The following is a 17758-nucleotide window of genomic DNA, read 5'->3' on the forward strand; positions in this document are numbered from 1 at the left end:
GCCCCGCGTGGCGGCGTGGAGACACAGTCGGAGTAGATCATCCAGCTCCGAGGAGGAACCATGTCGTCACAGACCGCCCCGGTAGTCGTCGGGTACGACGGCTCGCAGGGAAGCACCGCAGCGTTGCGCTGGGCCACGGCCGAAGCCGTTCGCGAGCACGCGCCGCTGCGAATCGTCGAGGCCTTCGAGCTGGAGGTCGTGAGCCGCCCCTCGCCCGGAAAGGTCGTACCACTGGCGGCGCTCAGGAGCGTACGTGAGCGCGGACTCGAAGCGTTGGCGGATGGCATCCGGCTGCAGTACCCCCGGCTCGACGTACAGACCCTGCTGCTCGAGGGCACTCCGGCCGCATCCCTGATCGAGGAGACGGCGCAGGCACGGCTGGTCGTGCTGGGCACCCGCGGCCTCGGCGGGTTCAGCGGGGCCGTCCTCGGTTCGGTAGCCGTCCAGGTCAGCGCCCACGCGCACAGCCCGGTCGTGATCGTGCCTGCGGACCCGCGGCCGAGCGCGCACACCACACCCACCGTGGTCCTCGGTGTCGACGGCTCGAAGGTGTCCGCGCGGGCGACCGACTTCGCGTTCGAGCAGGCCGAGGCGTTCGGCGCCCGCCTGGTGGTGGTGCACGCCTGGCGCAGCCCGTTCTCGACCTACGAGCACGGCAAGGGCGAGCTCGTGTTCGACAAGGCCGAAGTGCGGAAGGCGGCCGAGCTCCTGGTCGCCGAAGCGCTCGCAGGACCGCTCGCGGACTATCCCGACACCGAGGTCGACGTCCGGCTCGTCCCGGGCCACCCCGCCCGCGCGCTCCTGCAGGCCGCCGAAGGCGCGGACCTGGTAGTGGTGGGCTCACGCGGTCGGGGCGGTTTCACCGGCCTGCTGCTGGGCTCCACCGGCCAGCACGTCCTGCACCACGCCCCCTGCCCGGTGGCCATCGTCCGCTGACCGATCCGCTGCGCTGCACCGCTCAGGCAACAAGCCGGCGGTGCAGCCGAGCGGACGCAGCCACCAGCAGCCCGGCCGCGAAGAGCACGAGCACGGAAAGCGGTACGGCGATGTCGCCGACGGTCCCATCCTTGGACAGCACGGTGATCCAGGCATCCACAGCCCAAGCGTGCGGCGTGACGTGACCGAGAGCGCGGACACCGGCGGGCACGATCTCGAGCGGCCCCGACCCCCGACGGACCGACTGGCCGGCCGGCGATCACGCAGCCGCCGTGGTCGGCCCGCAGGAGGCCGCAGACCAGCCTGATCGTGGTGGTCTTCCCCGCCCCGTTGGGACCGAGCAGGCCGTAGGTCTCGCCCGGCGCCACCGTGAAGCTGACGTCGTCCACTGCCACCCGATCCCCGAACCGCTTCTCCAGCCCGGTGACAGTCAGCACCTGCTCGGTCGCGACCAAGACCGGGCGCGCCTGGTTCGCCAGTGTCATCTCGGTCCCCTCACATTCGTCCGACAGTTCCAGCGTCACTGTCCGGCTAGGCAGCCAACCAGGGCTCTAGGACTCTTCGGGTGGAGGCCTTCGGACCTAGGCCGCCAGGCTGATTCAGGAGTCGGGACCTTTGGCCCTGCTGGGAGACGGACCGAGGCTGTGTGCTGGAAGCGTCGGACAGAGGAGACGAACTCATGCACACGGCCCTGATTGAGACCCGGACTCTCGCTGCACAACCCACCGCCGTTCGGCGCGCAGTACTTGAATCCACGAAGCTGACCGATTGGCTGCCCGTCGCTCTGGTCGAGATCGCCGAGGCCCTTCGCCTCCGCGGGAACGCACCGAACGGCTTCCCGTTCGCCCGGTACCACTCGACGACCACCGGCCTGATTGCGGTCGAAGCCGGTTTCCCGATGCCGACGCGGGTGCTGACCGATGGCCTCGTGCAGGCTTCCAGCCTCCTCGCCGGGCCTGTCGCGGTAACGATGTACGTCGGCCCGTACGACCGGATCGGCACCGCGCACGACCTGGTCCGCGACTGGCTCCGCCGGCGCGGCGCCTCTCCTGATACCGAAGGCTGGGAGGTCTACCACCACCCGCCGATCGGGGACCCCGACAACTGGCGCACCGAGATCGTGCAGCCTTATCGGCTGACTACCCCAACAACACGTCGCTGATCGGGCGCCGCGGTGTTGGTGGGACCGGCGGGCCGTACCCGAAGCGAATGACAGATTGGGGGCGCGTCCAGCTCCCGAGCGGATCGTGGACGAGCCAGCGCAAGGTGTCGTGCTCGATGGCCTGGTTGAGCAGCGAGGTGGACAGTCCGTTCGCCGTTGCCTCCAGCAACACTCGCTGCATCGCCTGACCGGCTCGCAACCACTCCGCCGGACCATCCCGGCGAGTCGCCAGGATGGCCAGCTGCGGCTCCTCCTCGAACGTCGCCATCGGCCGGCCCGAGTCGGCCGGCGTCGCTGCCATCTCCCTGGCCGGCGAGTCCGGCGACGTGGCCCGCGGGCCCAGGGCGGTCGACGGGATCCCGTCCACCGTCCGGTCGCCACCCACCCACAGCCTCCGTTCCTCGGAACGAGCGGCGTTCCGATCATCCTCGAGATCCGCGTCGTTCGTGGCCAGGTACAACCATTTCAGCCGGGCGCGGTCGCCGATCCACTGCAGCTCGGCCCCTTCGAGCCTCGAGCTGAGGTCGAGCAGTCGCCGCACCTCGTCCGGTACTCGCCGATCCTGATACGGCTGCCGGTTCGTCCGCCGCACCTGCAAGTACGGCGCCAACCGGTAGAGCTCCTCGGTCTCCGCCCCTGCCCCGACGAGCTCGACCTCCGCGACCAGATCCGGTCGCGCGCGATCGAGGACGCTCCGCACCTCGCTGCCGTAAGCCAGGTGGGCCGCCTCGACCCGGAGGTTGAAGACGGCCGCACCCAGGGACACGTGGAGCATCCGGCGATCCGGATCCTCCGCGGGCAGCTCCCGCGCACGGTCACGATGGACCTCGATCACGCAGCCGTCGAAGCGGAACCTCCACGGCTGCGTGTTGTGCATCGAGGGCGCCGCGACGGCTGCCCGGAGCAGCTCGTCACGGTCACGCCGCGTCGGTGGCAGCATGGCCTCAGGCCTCGAGGTCCTTGGACTCGTCGCTGAACAGAGCCACCTTCAACGCGCCGGTCTCGCCGGCCCGCGAGAACACGTCGTACGCGTCCTGCATCTCGTCGAGGCCGTAGCGGTGGGTGATCAGACCCGGCATCGCCAGCCGGCCGGCGGCCAGCATCGACAGCAGCCGGGGCGTGGTGGAGGTGTCCACCAGACCGGTCGTGATGGTGACATCCTTGATCCAGAGCTCCTCCAGGTGCAGCGTTGCCGGCGCACCATGGACACCCACGTTCGCCACCCGGCCACACGGCCGGATCACCTGGGCGCACAGCTCGAAGGTCGCGGGCACGCCGACCGCCTCGATCGCCACGTCAGCGCCGAGACCACCGGTCAGATCCTTGATCGTGGCGACGACGTCGTCATCCGGCCCGAACACCAGATCCGCACCGTGATCCAGCGCAGCCTTCTGACGCGCCGGAGCGGAGTCGATCACGATCACGCTGGACGGACTGAAGAGCTTGCTGGTCGTGATCGCCGCGAGTCCGATCGGTCCGGCACCGACGATGACGACGGTGTCGCCCGGTGAGACCTGGCCGGCCAGGGTGCCGACCTCGTACGACGTCGGCAGGATGTCGGCCAGCAACAGCGCCGACTCGTTGCTCACGTTGTCCGGCAACTTGTAGACCGACCGGTCGGCGAACGGCACCCGGACCTGCTCGGCCTGGGTTCCGTCGATCAGGTGCCCGAGGATCCAGCCACCGCCGCCGAGACATTGACCGTAGCGGCCCTGCCGGCAGTACTCGCACCGGCCGCAGGAGGTGATGCAAGAGATCAGCACCCGGTCACCGGGCGTGACGCCACGGACGCCGTCACCGACCTCGGTGATGGTACCGACGGCCTCGTGGCCGAGAATCCGGCCGTGCTCGACGGTCGGTACGTCGCCCTTCAGGATGTGCAGGTCTGTGCCGCAGATGGTGACGGCATCGACGCGCACGATCGCGTCCTCGGGGTCCTGGATCACCGGGTCGGGCATCTCTCGCCAGCTCCGCTGTCCGGGTCCGTTGTAGACAAGCGCCTTCATGGTCGGTCGACCTCCATGGCTCGAAGTTCTCTGTCCCCTCGACCCTCCGTCACCGGGCAGCCGCCGGGCAGGGCAGAAACGCACTTCCTGGGCGGGACCTTCGTCGGGTCCGCGAGGGTCGTTGCACCCTGGCGGCACGTCCGCACCGGCGACTGGACTGGACAGAGAACTGCTTAGCGAGAGGTTCCTGCCATGTGCGCACAACACCGCCCGACGATCGTGGTCGGGATCGACGAATCACGGGACGGCCTGCTCGCACTCGACTGGGCGGTCGATCTCGCCGCACGCCGCGGCTGGACGATCCGCGCGATCCATGTCCTCGACGAGACCCGGCCCACTCATCCGCTGCCGGCCACCTCCGGCCCTGACGACGGCACCGAGGCCCTGGAGGACGCGGCCGACGAGCTCGAGCGGCTGGGCTTCACCGACGCGACGCTGGACCTCCGCCTCGGCCATCCCGCCGAGATCCTGCTGGCGGCATCCACCGACGCCGCACTCCTGGTGATCGGGCGGCGCGGCGCCGGTGGGTTCGCCGAACTGGTCGTCGGCTCCGTCTCGCAGGTCTGTGCCGCCTGCGCCCAGACCGCGCTGGTCGTCGTACCGGACACCTGGAAGCCGGGCGAGCACGAGTTCGGACTCGTCGCGGTGGGCGTGGACGGATCTCCTTCCGGCCAGGCAGCTCTCGGCTTCGCGTTCGAGGCGGCCGCCGAGCGCGGGGCCGAACTGCTGCTGATCCACGTACCCGACGTGCCCGAGTCGTTCCCCCGGCCTGGTCTGTGGACCGACCCGGACGACGCCCCCTGGCACCGCGACGCTCGAAGGCTGGTCGGCGAAGCCCTGGCGGGCTGGCCCGACAAGCACCCCGACGTCGTCTTCCGGACCCACTACGACCCGGGCCACCCGGTGCAGGTCCTCGCCAAGCAGTCCGAGTACGCCGACCTGGTGGTCGTCGGCGGGCTCGGCCGTTCGGAGTTCACTCCGCTGCGTCTCGGGTCGGTCTCCCGCGGCCTGCTTCACCACACTGCCTGCCCGGTCGCCATCGTGCACAGCGAGGTGACGGTGTGACCGTCACCGCGCCCATGGCGCGGGCCGGCTCCGGACTGTCGGAGTCACAGGCTGTCAGCTCGCTCGAGCAGCACGGACCGAATGCGATCCCGGAGGTTCCGCCGGCCGGCCCGTTGGTGCGAATCATCGCCCAACTCAAGGACCCGATGATCCTGCTGCTCCTCGGCGCAGCCGTCCTCACCGCGACTCTGCGGGACTTCACCGACCTCACGGTGATCCTCGTGGTGGTCACGCTGAACACCGCCGTCGGTGTGATCCAGGAACTGCGGGCCGAGCACGCCCTGGCAGCCTTGCGCCGGCTTGGTCGTGCTGCGGATCAGCGAAGGTGGCGGGAGTACCAGTCCGGCTCGGCGGTCGCGGGGGTGAGGTGGACCTTGACGTCGACCGCGAAAGCTCCGGTCGGCGCGGCGATCAGCGGATTGATGTCGAGCTCTGCGATCTCGGGGACGGATTCGGCCAGCCAGGCGATCCGGTGCAGGACATCCAGTACCGCGGGTTCGTCGGCCGGGGCGGCTCCGCGATAGCCGGCGAGCAACGGGGCACACCGCAGCGAACGAACCATCTCCCCCGCGTCCAGGTCCGTCAGAGGAAGGCCGCGCCAGCGGCGATCGGCGAGCAGATCGGTGAGAACTCCGCCACTGCCGGTCATCAGAACGGGACCGAAGAGGGGATCGCGGACCAGACCCGCCACCAGCTCCACACCGGGAGCCGCCATGGCCTGCACGATCATGTGGGTGTCGCCTACTGCCAGCGTGATCTCGCGATAGGCCTGCTCGAGCTCCTCCGCGTCGGGGATGCCGATCCGGACCCCGCCGACATCCGTCTTGTGCACAACACCGGGTGCGGCGGTCTTCAGGACCAGCGGGTAGCCGACTCGCTCGCCGGCAGCCAGTACCGCTTCGAGACCAGAAGCGGCCAAGGCCGGCACCACTGCTATCCCCGCGCACTGCATGAGTTGCTCGGCGTGCTTCGCGTCGAGCCAACCGTCGTCACTCTGCCGAGCCAGGAAGTGCCGGACGATCGCCCGTGCGCCGTCGAAGTCGACTCCGGAGATCGCCGGGACGATTCCCTGGGGACGAGTGCGCCACTCGGAGTACCTCATCGCGTGGCCCAGCGCCCGGACAGCTGTCTCCGGGAAGGGAAACACCGGCAGCGCGGAGCCATCCGCGAGCACGATCTGCGGCTCGGCGTTCGGCGCACCGAGGCAGGTGACCACCACGGGGATGGTCGAGTCCGCAGCAGCCCTGGCGATCGCGGCGTACGTCTCGCCGACATCACCGGCGCGGGTTGCCGCGTAGGTCACCAGCACGGCGTCCGCCTCGCCGCTCTCGAGGATGACGCGGATGGCGTGCTCGAGGATGGCGGGCGTCGCCGCGGCGCCGAGGTCGACCGGGTTCCCCGCGCCCACCGCTCCGGTGTCATCGGTCAACTCCGCCGCCGTCACCGCGCTGAACTCCGGTACGTCGATGTCCAGCGCGCTGGCCGCGTCTGCGGCCAGCACTCCTGCGCCGCCCGCGTTGCCGACGATCGCCAGGCGGCCGCCGCGCGGGAGCGGGCGGCCGGACAGAACCCGCGCGGCGTCGACCAGTTCTTCCAGGGTCTCCATCCGCAGCACCCCCGACTGCGCGAACAACGCGTCGACGGCGGTGTCGGGAGTCGCTGCCGCGGCGGTGTGCGAGGCACCCGCCCGGCGGCCACCGCTCGACCTGCCACCCTTCACCACCAGCACTGGCTTGGTCCGTCCCACCAGCCGGGCCAGCCGGCCGAACTTGCGCGGATTGCCGAACGACTCCAGGTAGAGACCGATCACGTCGGTGTGCGGTTCGTGCCACCAGTGCAGCAGCAGGTCGTTGCCACTGACATCGACTTTGTTGCCCAGGGAGACGAACTCGGAGATGCCCAGCCCGGCACGGCTGGCGTGGTCGAGCACCGCGATCCCGACGGCGCCCGACTGCGCGGCCAGGGCGAGCGAACCGGGCAACGGACGGACGTTGGCGAAAGTGGCGTCGAGCCTGATCTCCGGTGCCGTGTTCACGATGCCCAGACAGTTGGGGCCGATCAGCCTCAAGCTGTGGCGCCGGGCAAGCTTCAGCAGGTCGCGCTGGGCCTGCCGCCCATCAGCCCCGAGTTCGGAGAACCCCGACGTCAGGATCACCGCGCCGCCCACACCCGCGAGACCGCAGGCCTCCACGACCGCTGGTACGGCCGCGGACGGAACGGCGATGACCGCCAGATCCACCGGCCCCGGAACGTCCGCGATCGACGGGTAGGCGGGGGTCTCACCGATCCGGTCCGCGTGCGGATTGACCGCGAAGAGGTGCCCGGTGAACTCGCCATCGACGAGATTCATCAGAACCTCGTGCCCGATCCCGCCGGCCTCGCGACCGGCGCCGATCACCGCCACGGAGCGTGGAGCGAGCAGCGGCTTCAAGGAGCGCTCCTCTGCGGCGCGTTCCCGCTCGGCCATCCGGTCCAGGGTGCGAGCGGCGTAGGCGGTGTCCATCGACAACTCGACCAATCCACTGCCCAGTTGGTGAACCTCGGTGAAGCCCGAATCCATGAAGACCCGCAGCATGGGGCCGTTCTCGGCGAGTGTGTCCGCGTGCAGATGGCGAATGCCCCGTTCACGGGCGACGGCGGCCAACTGCTCCAGCAGCAGCGTGCCGATCCCGCGTCCGTGCACCGCGTCGTCGACCAGGAAGGCCATCTCCGCCTCGTCCGTGCGCATCGGTTCGTAGCTGGCCACACCGACGACCTCACCGTCGACCTCGGCCACCAGGGCGACATGCCCGTCCAGTGGATCGGCAGTCGTCAGATGATGCGTGTGCTGGTCGGCCGCATAGCGACTCAGGGCGAAGAACCGCAGGTAGATCGTGCGGTCCGAGACCCGGTGGTTGAGCTCGTCGAGCGCCTGCTCGTCATCCGCCCGCACCGGACGGATGTGTACGACGGAGCCGTCAGCAGCGAGGGTGTCCCACCCGGCGACCGCGGCCGTAGTGCCGGTCGCGAACTGGTGGTCACCACCGGCAACGTGCTCGGTGTGCTCGGACGTGGTCATCTTCGGTCGTCCTCTCGGACTCGGGGTTATCCGGCCACCCCCAGTTCAGCCTGTGAGAGGCCTCCTCAGGCAGGGCCGGAGGGACATCCAGCGCCGGACCTTCGGCCCTGTTTGCCGCGGGTGCCCGCTCGTACGTTCAGGCTGAGGCTCAGTGACGATCCCGCGAGAGGAGCCGGTGATGGATGCCGCGATCAGGACCGAGGGGCTGTCGAAGAACTACCGATCGCATCGCGCCCTGCGCGAACTGAACCTGGAGGTTCCCCGCGGCGTCGTGTTCGGGTACCTGGGTCCGAACGGCGCGGGCAAGACCACCACGATCCGGATCCTGGCTGGGCTCATCTCCCCCACCTCGGGCACCGCGACAGTGCTGGGCAACGACGTGGTCGACCGCTGCGAGGACGTTCAGCGTCACCTCGGCTACCTGCCGGGTGAATTCGTCGGCTATCCGGACCTGACCGGCGCCCAGTACCTGCGGTACCTGGCCCATCTGCGCGGTGGCGTCGACTGGTCCGAGGTCGAACGGCTGGCGAAGCGGTTCGAGCTGGATCTGGGCAAGCGGTTCAAGACGCTGTCCCACGGCAACAAGCAGAAGCTCGGCATCGTCCAGGCGTTCATGCACCGGCCGGAACTGCTGATCCTCGACGAACCGACCTCAGGTCTGGACCCGATCATGCAGCGCGAGTTCCTGGCCCTGCTGCGGGAGACCCGGGCCGACGGCCGGACCGTCTTCCTGTCCTCGCACATCCTGTCGGACGTCGAGGCTGTCGCCGACACAGTCGCCATCCTCCGCAGCGGTGAACTGGTCATCACCCAGTCCGTCGACGCGCTGCGAGAGCAGGCGTTGCGCCGGCTGGAGCTGACCTTCTCCGGCCCACCGCCGGTCGACCAGCTCAAGCGGGCAGCTGGTGTCCAGGAGATCAACTGGGACGGCAGCGGCACCGTCCAGGTGGAGGTCGCCGGCTCAACCGCCGAGCTGCTCCGGATCGCCGCACCTCACCAGATCATCAACGTGATCAGCCACGACGCCGACCTGGAAGCGATCTTCCTCGACTACTACACAGCAAGGAGCTGAGTTCGGTGTTCCGCAACGTGTTCTGGAAGACACTGTACGACCAGCGCCGAGGCCTGGCCGGCTGGTCCGCGGCCATCCTGATCCTGGTCGGCCTCGAGTCCGCCCTCTGGCCGTCGATGCGCGAGATGACCGATCTGCAGGAGATCTACTCCAAGCTCCCCGAGGAACTCGGCAAGCTCTTCGATCTGCAGTCGATGACGACCGGACCGGGGTTCCTGAACGCCGAGCTGTTCACCTTGCTTCTTCCGGCGCTGTTCCTGGTCTATGGCATCGGGCACGGTGCGAAGTCGGTTGCGGGCGAGGAGGAGGACGGGACCCTCGACCTGCTCCTGGTCATGCCTATCACCGGTGCAAGGATCGTGGTGCAGAAGGCATTGGCGCTGTTCACCTGCCTGTTCACGCTCGGACTGGCCTTGTTCGTCGCCACCACCAGCATGAGTCTCGTCTTCGACGTCGGCATCAGTGCCGGCCAGGCGGCCAGCGGCTCACTGGCCATGACCCTGCTCGGCGCGGAGTACGGCGCTCTCGCCCTGGCCGTCGGCGCGATCTTCGGCCGGAGGTCGACCGCCATCGGTGTCGCGTCGGCGGCGGCCACAGCCGCCTACGTGCTGTATGCGGCCGGGCTCATGGTCGACGCTGTCGAGCCGTGGCGACCGCTGTCCCCCTTCGACCAGGCCCTGACCGGCGGACCACTCGGAGCCGGGCTGCCCGCGGCCTACCTCTGGCTGGTCGGCGGCGCCGCGGCGCTGGTCCTGATCGCCATGCCGGCCCTCGACGGCCGCGACATCGCTGCCCACAACTAGTTCTGGATGGGAATCATGAGCACGCTCACCGACACCGTACCGAAGCCCATCACCCCGGGTGCCGAGATGGACGCCCTTGCCCGCTTCCACCGCGACGTGCGCTGGGACGGCGTGATCAGAGCCGGCGGCATGGGCCCGGGCAGTCCCCGGATGACAGCAACGGGTCACGGACATCACCGATCCATCCAGGACGGCCGCTGGATCATGGGCGACTACGAGCAGGACCAGTACCTGCCGAACGGCACCTTCGTGCTGCGCTGGCAGTTGCACTGGGTGGCGGGCTGGGATCCGGCCGCCCAGGAGTACCGGGCCACCATCGCCGACTGCTACGGGCACACCGACGTGCTCCGTGGCTGGATCGACGGAGATCTGCTGACCTTCCAGACCATCGACGACCACGCGCCGGTCCGCATCCGCCTCTTCTGGCACGTGGAACAACCCGACCGCATCATCTGGCGCAACGAGGTCTCCGTGCACCAAGGTCCCTTCGAACTCATCGAACGCTACGTCTGCCGGCCAATCGACCAGGGCTCCGGCTGATCGAGGACTTTCGGCCCTGCTCCCGCGGGCTGTTCACGACCAGGCTGGAGCTGGAGGGAACTCATATGACCACGATGCCGCAGACCGACCGCTACGTCTTCGACTTTGCCGAGGGCAACAAGGACCTGAAGGACCTGCTGGGAGGCAAGGGCGCCAACCTTGCCGAGATGACCCGGCTCGGGCTACCGGTCCCACCTGGCTTCACCATCGCGACCACGGCGTGCCGGACCTACCTGAGCACCGGAGACGCACCCACTGGGCTGAGCCAGGAGATCGGCGAACACCTGAACAGGCTGGAACAAGTGATCGGCCGGAAGCTGGGTGATCCCGATGACCCGCTGCTGGTATCCGTACGATCCGGCGGGAAGTTCTCGATGCCCGGGATGATGGAGACGATCCTCGACATCGGGCTGAACGACCAGTCTGTCCAGGGCCTGGCGAAACGCTCCGGCGACGACCACTTCGCTTGGGACTCGTATCGACGGCTGCTGCAGATGTACGCCCGCACCGTGCTCGAAGTACCCGACGAGCTGCTGCAAGCCGCCCTCTCACCCGGCTACGCCGAGTGGGGCGTCAGCACGCCCGAGCAACTGCCGGCCGCTGCCATCGAACGAGCCTGCGGCGCGCTGCAGGAGGTCATCGCCGAGTACTCCGGCCGCCCGTTCCCACAGGATCCGCTGGAGCAGCTGGACCTCGCCGTACGCGCGGTCTTCCGCTCGTGGGCAACGCCGCGGGCCACGCTCTACCGGCGGCAGGAGCACATCCCCGATGATCTCGGCACTGCAGTCAACGTGATGGGCATGGTCTTCGGCAACCGCGGCCTGGACAGCGGCACTGGCGTGGCCTTCACCCGCGATCCGGGCTCGGGAGAGCCTGGCGTCTACGGCGACTACCTCCAGGATGCCCAGGGCGAGGATGTCGTGGCCGGCGTCCGCAACACCGTCCCCCTCGCCGAGCTGGAGTCGATCGACCCGCGCAGCTACGCGCAACTGCTGACGGCCATGGCGACGCTCGAGCAGCACTACCGCGACCTGTGCGACATCGAGTTCACCATCGAGCACGGCCGGCTGTGGATCCTGCAGACGCGGGTGGGAAAGCGCACCGCCGCGGCCGCGTTCCGCATCGCCGTCCAGCTCGTCGACGAAGGCGTCATCACGCTCGACGACGCACTCATGCGTGTCACCGGCGACCAGCTCGGTCGGCTGATGTTCCCGCGCTTCGACAGCCGGCACGACGTCCCGGTCATCGCACGCGGTGTCGGCGCCTCGCCCGGCGCGGCGGTGGGGGTTGCGGCCTTCGACTCGGTGGCGGCTCAGCGGCTGGCGAGCTCGGGGCGAAATGTGATCCTGGTCCGGCGCGAGACCAGCCCCGACGATCTGCCGGGCATGGTCGCGTCCACCGGGATCCTGACCACTCGCGGCGGGAAGACCTCCCATGCCGCCGTCGTTGCCCGCGGCATGGGTAAGACCTGCGTCTGCGGCGTCGACAGCCTGGTCGTCGATCCCGTCGCACGCCGCGCGGTGGCACCGGGCGATGTGGTCATCGAGGAAGGCGACGTGCTGTCGCTGGACGGGCTGACGGGCTTCGTGTACCGCGGCGACGTCCCCGTCGTCGCATCGCCGGTGGTCGAGTACTTCGAGGGCCGCGTCGCTCTGGCCGACGCGGACGACCTGGTTCGCGCCGTCGACCGTGTGCTCCGGCACGCGGACGTTCGCCGTACGCTCGGTGTGCACGCCAACGCGGACACTCCGGGGGATGCGCAACGCGCACGTCGGTTCGGTGCCGAGGGCATCGGTTTGTGCCGTACCGAGCACATGTTCCTCGGCGATCGCCGGCGGCTGGTCGAACGGCTCATCCTGGCCGAGGGCCCGACGGAGCAGGAGGCGGCTTTCGACGAGCTGCTGCCGCTGCAGCGCGCTGACTTCGTCGGGATCTTCCAGGCGATGGACGGCCTGCCGGTGACCGTCCGGCTGATCGACCCGCCACTGCATGAGTTCCTCCCCGACTTCACCGAGTTGTCCGTCCAGGTCGCCCTCGACCGGGCAGCGGGCCGACCCGATGAGGAGGCGGAACGACTGCTGGCCGCAGTACGCCGGACGCACGAGAGCAACCCGATGCTCGGCCTGCGCGGAGTTCGGCTCGGCATCGCCATTCCTGGACTCTTCGCCATGCAGACGCGCGCGATCGCGGAGGCGGCCGCGATCGTGACAGCGGAAGGCGGGACGGTCCGGCCCGAGATCATGGTGCCGCTGGTGGCAAGTGAGCAGGAGATGCGCCTGGTACGGCATGAGATCGAGAGCGTGCTGGCCAAGGTTGCCGAGGAGACCGGCGGCGCCGTCCCAGCGCGCATCGGGACCATGATCGAGGTGCCCCGCGCAGCTCTCCAGGCAGGTCCGATCGCCCGCTGCGCCGACTTCTTCTCCTTCGGCACGAACGACCTCACCCAGCTGACCTGGGCCTTCAGTCGCGACGACGTCGAGGCATCCTTCTTCCCCCGCTACCTCGACGCGGATGTGTTCGCTGTCTCGCCGTTCGAGTCGCTGGACCGCACGGGCGTCGGCCGACTGGTCCAGCTCGCTGTGGAAGAGGGCCGGAATGCCAATCCGGACCTGCTGATCGGGGTTTGCGGCGAGCACGGCGGCGACCCGGACTCCATCGACTTCTTCGCGGCAGCCGGCCTGGACTACGTGTCCTGCTCACCGTTCCGGATCCCCGTCGCACGACTGGAAGCCGGCCGCGCAGCCACCTCGGCAGGCACCACCACAAGTGACACCCGCTGAGGCAGCCATCAAGCCAGGAGGCGCAGTCACCACCAGTAGGCGACTGCGCCTCGATGTGACACCGTCTGCGCCATCCAGATCAGCAAGTCGGGTGGATGGCTGGGGTCAGGGTCCCGACCCCACACTGCCGAAGGTCCCTCAACCGCGGGACTCATGCCCACTGTGCTGGTCGTCGCCGGCTGGCGATGCTTGAACCGCCCGGACGATGCGGGTGGCTTTGGTGGCGCACGCCGGGAGGCGTGGGTGGAACGGATGCGGAGGAATCGGGATGACGATCAAGGTGTTCCTGCTCGACGACCACGAGGTGGTCCGGCTCGGACTGCGCCAACTGCTCGAGAGTGAACCCGACATCGAGGTCATCGGTGATACCGGGACCGCCGCCGGTGCGACCGTGCAGATCCCCGCTCTGCAACCCGACGTGGCAGTCCTGGACGTCAGGCTCCCGGACGGCGACGGCGTCACCGTCTGCCGGGACATCCGGTCTGCCATGGACAACCCGCCGGCCTGCCTGATGCTCACGTCATTCTCCGACGACGAGGCGTTGTTCACCGCGATCATGGCCGGAGCGGCCGGCTACCTGCTCAAGCAGGTCAGCGGAACCGACCTGGTCGGCGCGGTACGACGCCTGGCGACCGGTGAGTCGCTGCTCGATCCGGCGCTGACGATGGCCGTGCTGGAACGACTGCGGAATCCGGTCGAGGACGAGGACCCGCTCTACAAGTCGCTCACCGAGCAGGAGCGCAGGATTCTCGACCTGATCGCCGAGGGCAAGACCAACCGGCAGATCGCCCAGGTCATGTTCCTGGCCGAGAAAACCGTCAAGAACTACGTGTCGGGACTCCTGCGCAAGCTGAACCTGGAACGGCGCACCGAGGCCGCGGTCTACGCCATCGAGCGGACCAGGACCATTCACCCGCGTTGACCCCGGATGCGGCGGAGCTTCTTGGCGATGGCATCCACTGTGAGAACGGACCTACGGCCCGGCCGAACGGACCTTCGGCCCTGGTAACGCCGCTGTCGTGACCGGCAGGGTTGAACAACACGTGGCGATCCCGAGGAGCGAATATGCATCAGATCACCGACAAGCCGCTGACGGCCGACGAGGTCCTGGATCTCGACGCCTATTGGCGTGCGGCGAACTACTTGTCCGTCGGACAGATCTACCTACTGAGCAACGCACTGCTGACCGAACCGCTACGGCCGGAGCACATCAAGCCCAGACTGCTGGGCCACTGGGGCACCACCCCCGGCCTCAACATGCTCTACGCGCACCTCAACCGGGCGATCAAGCAACGCGACCTGAACATGATGTACGTGATCGGGCCCGGGCACGGTGGTCCGGCGATCGCCGCGAACACCTGGCTCGAAGGCAGCTACAGCGACACCTACCCCGACGTACCGCGGGACGAGCACGGGATGAACCACCTGTTCCGCCAGTTCTCCTTCCCCGGCGGTATCCCGAGTCACGTGGCTCCCGAGCTGCCCGGCTCCATCCACGAGGGCGGTGAACTCGGCTACTCCCTCAGCCACGCGTACGGCGCCGTCCTGGACAACCCGGATCTGGTGGTCGCGTGCGTGGTCGGTGACGGTGAAGCCGAGACCGGTCCGCTGGCGGCGTCCTGGCATTCGAACAAGTTCATCGACCCGCGGACCGACGGCGCCGTGCTGCCGATCCTGCACCTCAACGGCTACAAGATCGCCAACCCGACGATCCTCGCCCGGATCGGCGACGCCGAGCTCACCAGCCTCCTCGAGGGCTACGGCTACCGGCCGTACCTGGTTGACGGCTCCGATCCCGAACTCGTCCACCAGGCTCTCGCGGCGACGCTCGACCAGGTGCTCGACGAGATCGCCGAGATCCAGGCCGAGGCCAACGCCGAACCGGATGCTCCCCGACCGACCTGGCCGATGATCGTACTGCGCACGCCGAAGGGCTGGACTGGTCCGCGGACGGTCGACGGAGTTCAGGTCGAGGGCACGTGGCGTGCGCACCAGGTGCCGCTGTCAGGTGTTCGTACCTCCCCAGAACACCTTGCGATGCTGGAGGACTGGCTTCGCGGCTACCGGCCGGAAGAACTCTTCGACGAAGCCGGTCGGCCGACTCCCCAACTGCTTGACCAGGTTCCCGAAGGTCAGCATCGGATGGGCTCCAACCTGCACGCGAACGGTGGCCTGCTCTCGCGTGACCTCGAACTACCGAGGCTCACCGAGTACGCAGTCGACGTACCGCATCCCGGCAGCGGCCCGCACGAGCCCACCCGAGTGCTCGGCACCTATCTGCGCGACGTGATGCGCGCCAACGAGTCCCAGCGGAACTTCCGCGTCTTCGGACCTGACGAGACGGCCTCAAACCGGCTCGACGCGCTGTACGACGTGACGAACAAGGCCTGGAACGCGGAGGTGTTGCCTACCGACGAGCACCTCGCGGTGGACGGCCGGGTGATGGAGATCCTCAGCGAACACACCTGCCAGGGCTGGCTCGAGGGCTACCTGCTCACCGGACGGCACGGCTGGTTCTCCTGCTACGAGGCCTTCGTGCACCTGGTCGACTCGATGGTCAACCAGCACGCCAAATGGCTGAAGGTGACCCGCAAGCTGTCCTGGCGCCGGCCGATCCCGTCGCTCAACTATCTGCTCACCTCGCACGTGTGGCGACAGGACCACAACGGCTTCTCCCACCAGGATCCCGGCTTCATCGACCATGTGGTGAACAAGAAGGCAGAGGTGATCCGCGTCTACCTGCCGCCGGACACCAACACCCTGCTCTCGACCGCCGCGCACTGCCTGGCCAGCCACGACTACATCAACGTCATCGTCGCCGGAAAGAGCCCGCAGGAGGACTGGCTGGACCTGGAGTCCGCCGAGCTGCACTGCGCGCGCGGGCTCGGTGTCTGGAACTGGGCCAGCAACGACGACGGCGACCCCGACGTCGTGATGGCGTGCGCCGGTGACGTCCCCACGCTCGAGACGCTCGCCGCTGTCAGCCTGCTCCGGGAACACCTGCCCTCGTTGAAGATCCGGGTCGTGAACGTGGTCGACCTCATGCGGCTGCAACCGGCCGCGGAACACCCGCACGGCCTGCCTGACGCGGAGTTCGACGCCCTCTTCACCACCGACAAGCCGATCATCTTCGCCTACCACGGCTACCCGTGGCTGATCCACCGCCTGACCTACCGACGCAACAACCACGACAACCTGCACGTCCGCGGCTACAAGGAGGAGGGCACGACCACCACGCCCTTCGACATGGTGGTCCGCAACGACCTCGACCGGTTCCACCTCGCCATCGACGTGATCGACCGGGTGCCCGGGCTGGGGCAGCGCGCAGTACAGGTCCGGCAGTGGCTGACCGACCAGCGAACCAGGCACCACGCCTACATCCTCGAGCACGGCGACGACCTGCCCGAGATCCGCAACTGGCAGTGGCCGCTCCAGGACGGCGCCGTGTCATGACCACCCCGAAGCCCACGATCGTCGTTGGGTACGACGGCTCCCCCACCAGCGAGACGGCTGCGCACTGGGCGGCCGACGAGGCGGAACGCACGCGCGCGAGGATGCGTCTGGTCCACGTGCTCGCACTGCCGGTCGTGAGCAGCCCGATGAGGCCCCCGGTCACGCTACAGAACGAACAACTGCGGCTCGCCGCCGAGCAACTGCTCGACCAGACGGGCCGACGGATCCGTTCAGCACACCCCGGCCTGGACATCGACGTGGCGGTGGAGTTCGGCGGCACCGCGGCGATCTTGTTGCAGGAGGCAACCGAAGCCGCGCTGGTCGTGCTCGGGTCCCGAGGCCTGGGCGAGTTACGGGATCTGACGGCGGGCTCGGTATCGGCGCACGTGGTCACCCACGCCCACTGCCCGGTCGTCGTCATCCCGCCCCGGTGGGATTCCGACCATGCCGGCGGGATCGTCGTCGGGGTCGATGGTTCGGAGATCTCCGCAGCAGCCGTCGATTTCGCCTTCGGGCAGGCCCAGGCACGCAGTACGACGCTCACCGCGGTGCTGGCCTGGCATGACCCGGTCCGCACCGGTCCGGGCGACATGCTTCCATCGGTCTACGACCCGGACGCCTTGGAGCAAGAGGCGGCCGCCGTGCTGGCGGAATCGGTCGCGGGTCACGCGGAGAGGTACCCCGACGTATCCGTGAAGCAGGAACTCGTCCGCGGCCACGCCGACGACGTACTGATCGACGCCGGGCGCTCGGCCGAACTGCTGGTCGTCGGTTCCAGGGGCCGGGGCGCCTTCCGCGGGTTGCTCCTGGGCTCAACCAGCCGGTCGCTGGTGCACCACGCGCCCTGCCCGGTGGCGGTCGTTCGCTGACTGGCCGAACTGCC

At 68.7% G+C, this 17758-nt stretch carries 14 protein-coding genes and 2 pseudogenes; 11 read left to right on the forward strand and 5 right to left on the reverse strand.

Annotated elements, in window-relative coordinates:
- Positions 1-60: 60 nt before the first annotated feature.
- Positions 61-936 carry a universal stress protein gene (locus EV648_RS06940; RefSeq protein ID WP_132286346.1) on the forward strand — a complete coding sequence of 292 codons (876 nt, stop codon included), beginning with the start codon at positions 61-63 and terminating at the stop codon, positions 934-936.
- A gap of 22 nt (positions 937-958) precedes the next feature.
- On the opposite strand, the gene EV648_RS43040 is transcribed toward EV648_RS06940, so the two are convergent.
- Both EV648_RS43040 and EV648_RS06945 read right to left on the reverse strand, forming a co-directional pair.
- Positions 959-1096: a hypothetical protein gene (locus EV648_RS43040; protein ID WP_199234477.1), complete on the reverse strand. Its 138-nt coding sequence runs from the start codon at positions 1094-1096 to the stop codon at positions 959-961.
- A gap of 79 nt (positions 1097-1175) precedes the next feature.
- A pseudogene (locus tag EV648_RS06945) lies at positions 1176-1421 on the reverse strand (ATP-binding cassette domain-containing protein); the annotation flags it as partial.
- A gap of 194 nt (positions 1422-1615) precedes the next feature.
- On the opposite strand from EV648_RS06945, the gene EV648_RS06950 reads away from it, so the two are divergent.
- Entirely contained in the window at positions 1616-2098 is a 483-nt protein-coding gene (locus tag EV648_RS06950; RefSeq protein ID WP_132286349.1) for a GyrI-like domain-containing protein, read from the forward strand.
- On the opposite strand, the gene EV648_RS06955 is transcribed toward EV648_RS06950, so the two are convergent.
- Together EV648_RS06955 and EV648_RS06960 are read right to left on the reverse strand one after the other, a co-directional pair.
- Positions 2076-3038 carry a nitroreductase gene (locus EV648_RS06955; protein ID WP_132286352.1) on the reverse strand — a complete coding sequence of 321 codons (963 nt, stop codon included), beginning with the start codon at positions 3036-3038 and terminating at the stop codon, positions 2076-2078. The two genes, EV648_RS06950 and EV648_RS06955, sit on opposite strands and share 23 nt — an antisense overlap.
- Before the next feature lie 4 nt (positions 3039-3042).
- Complete coding sequence (locus EV648_RS06960) at positions 3043-4104, reverse strand: zinc-dependent alcohol dehydrogenase family protein (RefSeq protein ID WP_132286356.1); 1062 nt, start codon at positions 4102-4104, stop codon at positions 3043-3045.
- A 192-nt stretch (positions 4105-4296) separates the two neighbouring features.
- Between EV648_RS06960 and EV648_RS06965 the strand changes: the two genes are divergently transcribed.
- The gene (locus tag EV648_RS06965; protein ID WP_132286359.1) at positions 4297-5169 is read left to right on the forward strand and encodes a universal stress protein; all 873 of its coding nucleotides are present in this window, start codon (positions 4297-4299) and stop codon (positions 5167-5169) included.
- Positions 5170-5183: 14 nt separating this feature from the next.
- Positions 5184-5336 (forward strand): annotated as a pseudogene (locus EV648_RS45080) (cation-transporting P-type ATPase); the annotation flags it as partial.
- A 149-nt stretch (positions 5337-5485) separates the two neighbouring features.
- Here the strand turns inward: EV648_RS45080 and EV648_RS06975 are convergent.
- Entirely contained in the window at positions 5486-8227 is a 2742-nt protein-coding gene (locus tag EV648_RS06975) for a bifunctional GNAT family N-acetyltransferase/acetate--CoA ligase family protein (protein ID WP_132286365.1), read from the reverse strand.
- A 178-nt stretch (positions 8228-8405) separates the two neighbouring features.
- Between EV648_RS06975 and EV648_RS06980 the strand changes: the two genes are divergently transcribed.
- The 7 genes from EV648_RS06980 to EV648_RS07010 all read left to right on the forward strand — a co-directional run bounded on the left by EV648_RS06980 (position 8406) and on the right by EV648_RS07010 (position 17744).
- The gene (locus EV648_RS06980) at positions 8406-9299 is read left to right on the forward strand and encodes an ABC transporter ATP-binding protein (RefSeq protein ID WP_132286368.1); all 894 of its coding nucleotides are present in this window, start codon (positions 8406-8408) and stop codon (positions 9297-9299) included.
- A gap of 5 nt (positions 9300-9304) precedes the next feature.
- The gene (locus EV648_RS06985; protein ID WP_132286371.1) at positions 9305-10102 is read left to right on the forward strand and encodes an ABC transporter permease; all 798 of its coding nucleotides are present in this window, start codon (positions 9305-9307) and stop codon (positions 10100-10102) included.
- Between the two features lie 15 nt (positions 10103-10117).
- Positions 10118-10642, forward strand: a complete 525-nt coding sequence (locus EV648_RS06990) for a DUF1579 family protein (protein WP_158293922.1) — start codon at positions 10118-10120, stop codon at positions 10640-10642.
- Between the two features lie 74 nt (positions 10643-10716).
- Entirely contained in the window at positions 10717-13422 is a 2706-nt protein-coding gene (ppdK, locus tag EV648_RS06995) for a pyruvate, phosphate dikinase (RefSeq protein WP_132286773.1), read from the forward strand.
- 268 nt (positions 13423-13690) lie between these two features.
- Positions 13691-14344 carry a response regulator transcription factor gene (locus EV648_RS07000; protein WP_132286377.1) on the forward strand — a complete coding sequence of 218 codons (654 nt, stop codon included), beginning with the start codon at positions 13691-13693 and terminating at the stop codon, positions 14342-14344.
- Positions 14345-14487: 143 nt separating this feature from the next.
- Positions 14488-16875, forward strand: a complete 2388-nt coding sequence (locus tag EV648_RS07005; RefSeq protein ID WP_132286380.1) for a phosphoketolase — start codon at positions 14488-14490, stop codon at positions 16873-16875.
- On the forward strand, positions 16872-17744 hold the full coding sequence (locus EV648_RS07010; RefSeq protein WP_132286383.1) for a universal stress protein: 873 nt from the start codon (positions 16872-16874) through the stop codon (positions 17742-17744). The genes EV648_RS07005 and EV648_RS07010 overlap by 4 nt, the downstream gene beginning before the upstream one ends.
- The last annotated feature ends 14 nt before the right edge of the window (positions 17745-17758 follow it).

The sequence above is a fragment of the Kribbella sp. VKM Ac-2568 genome (assembly GCF_004345365.1).
Lineage (GTDB): Bacteria > Actinomycetota > Actinomycetes > Propionibacteriales > Kribbellaceae > Kribbella > Kribbella orskensis.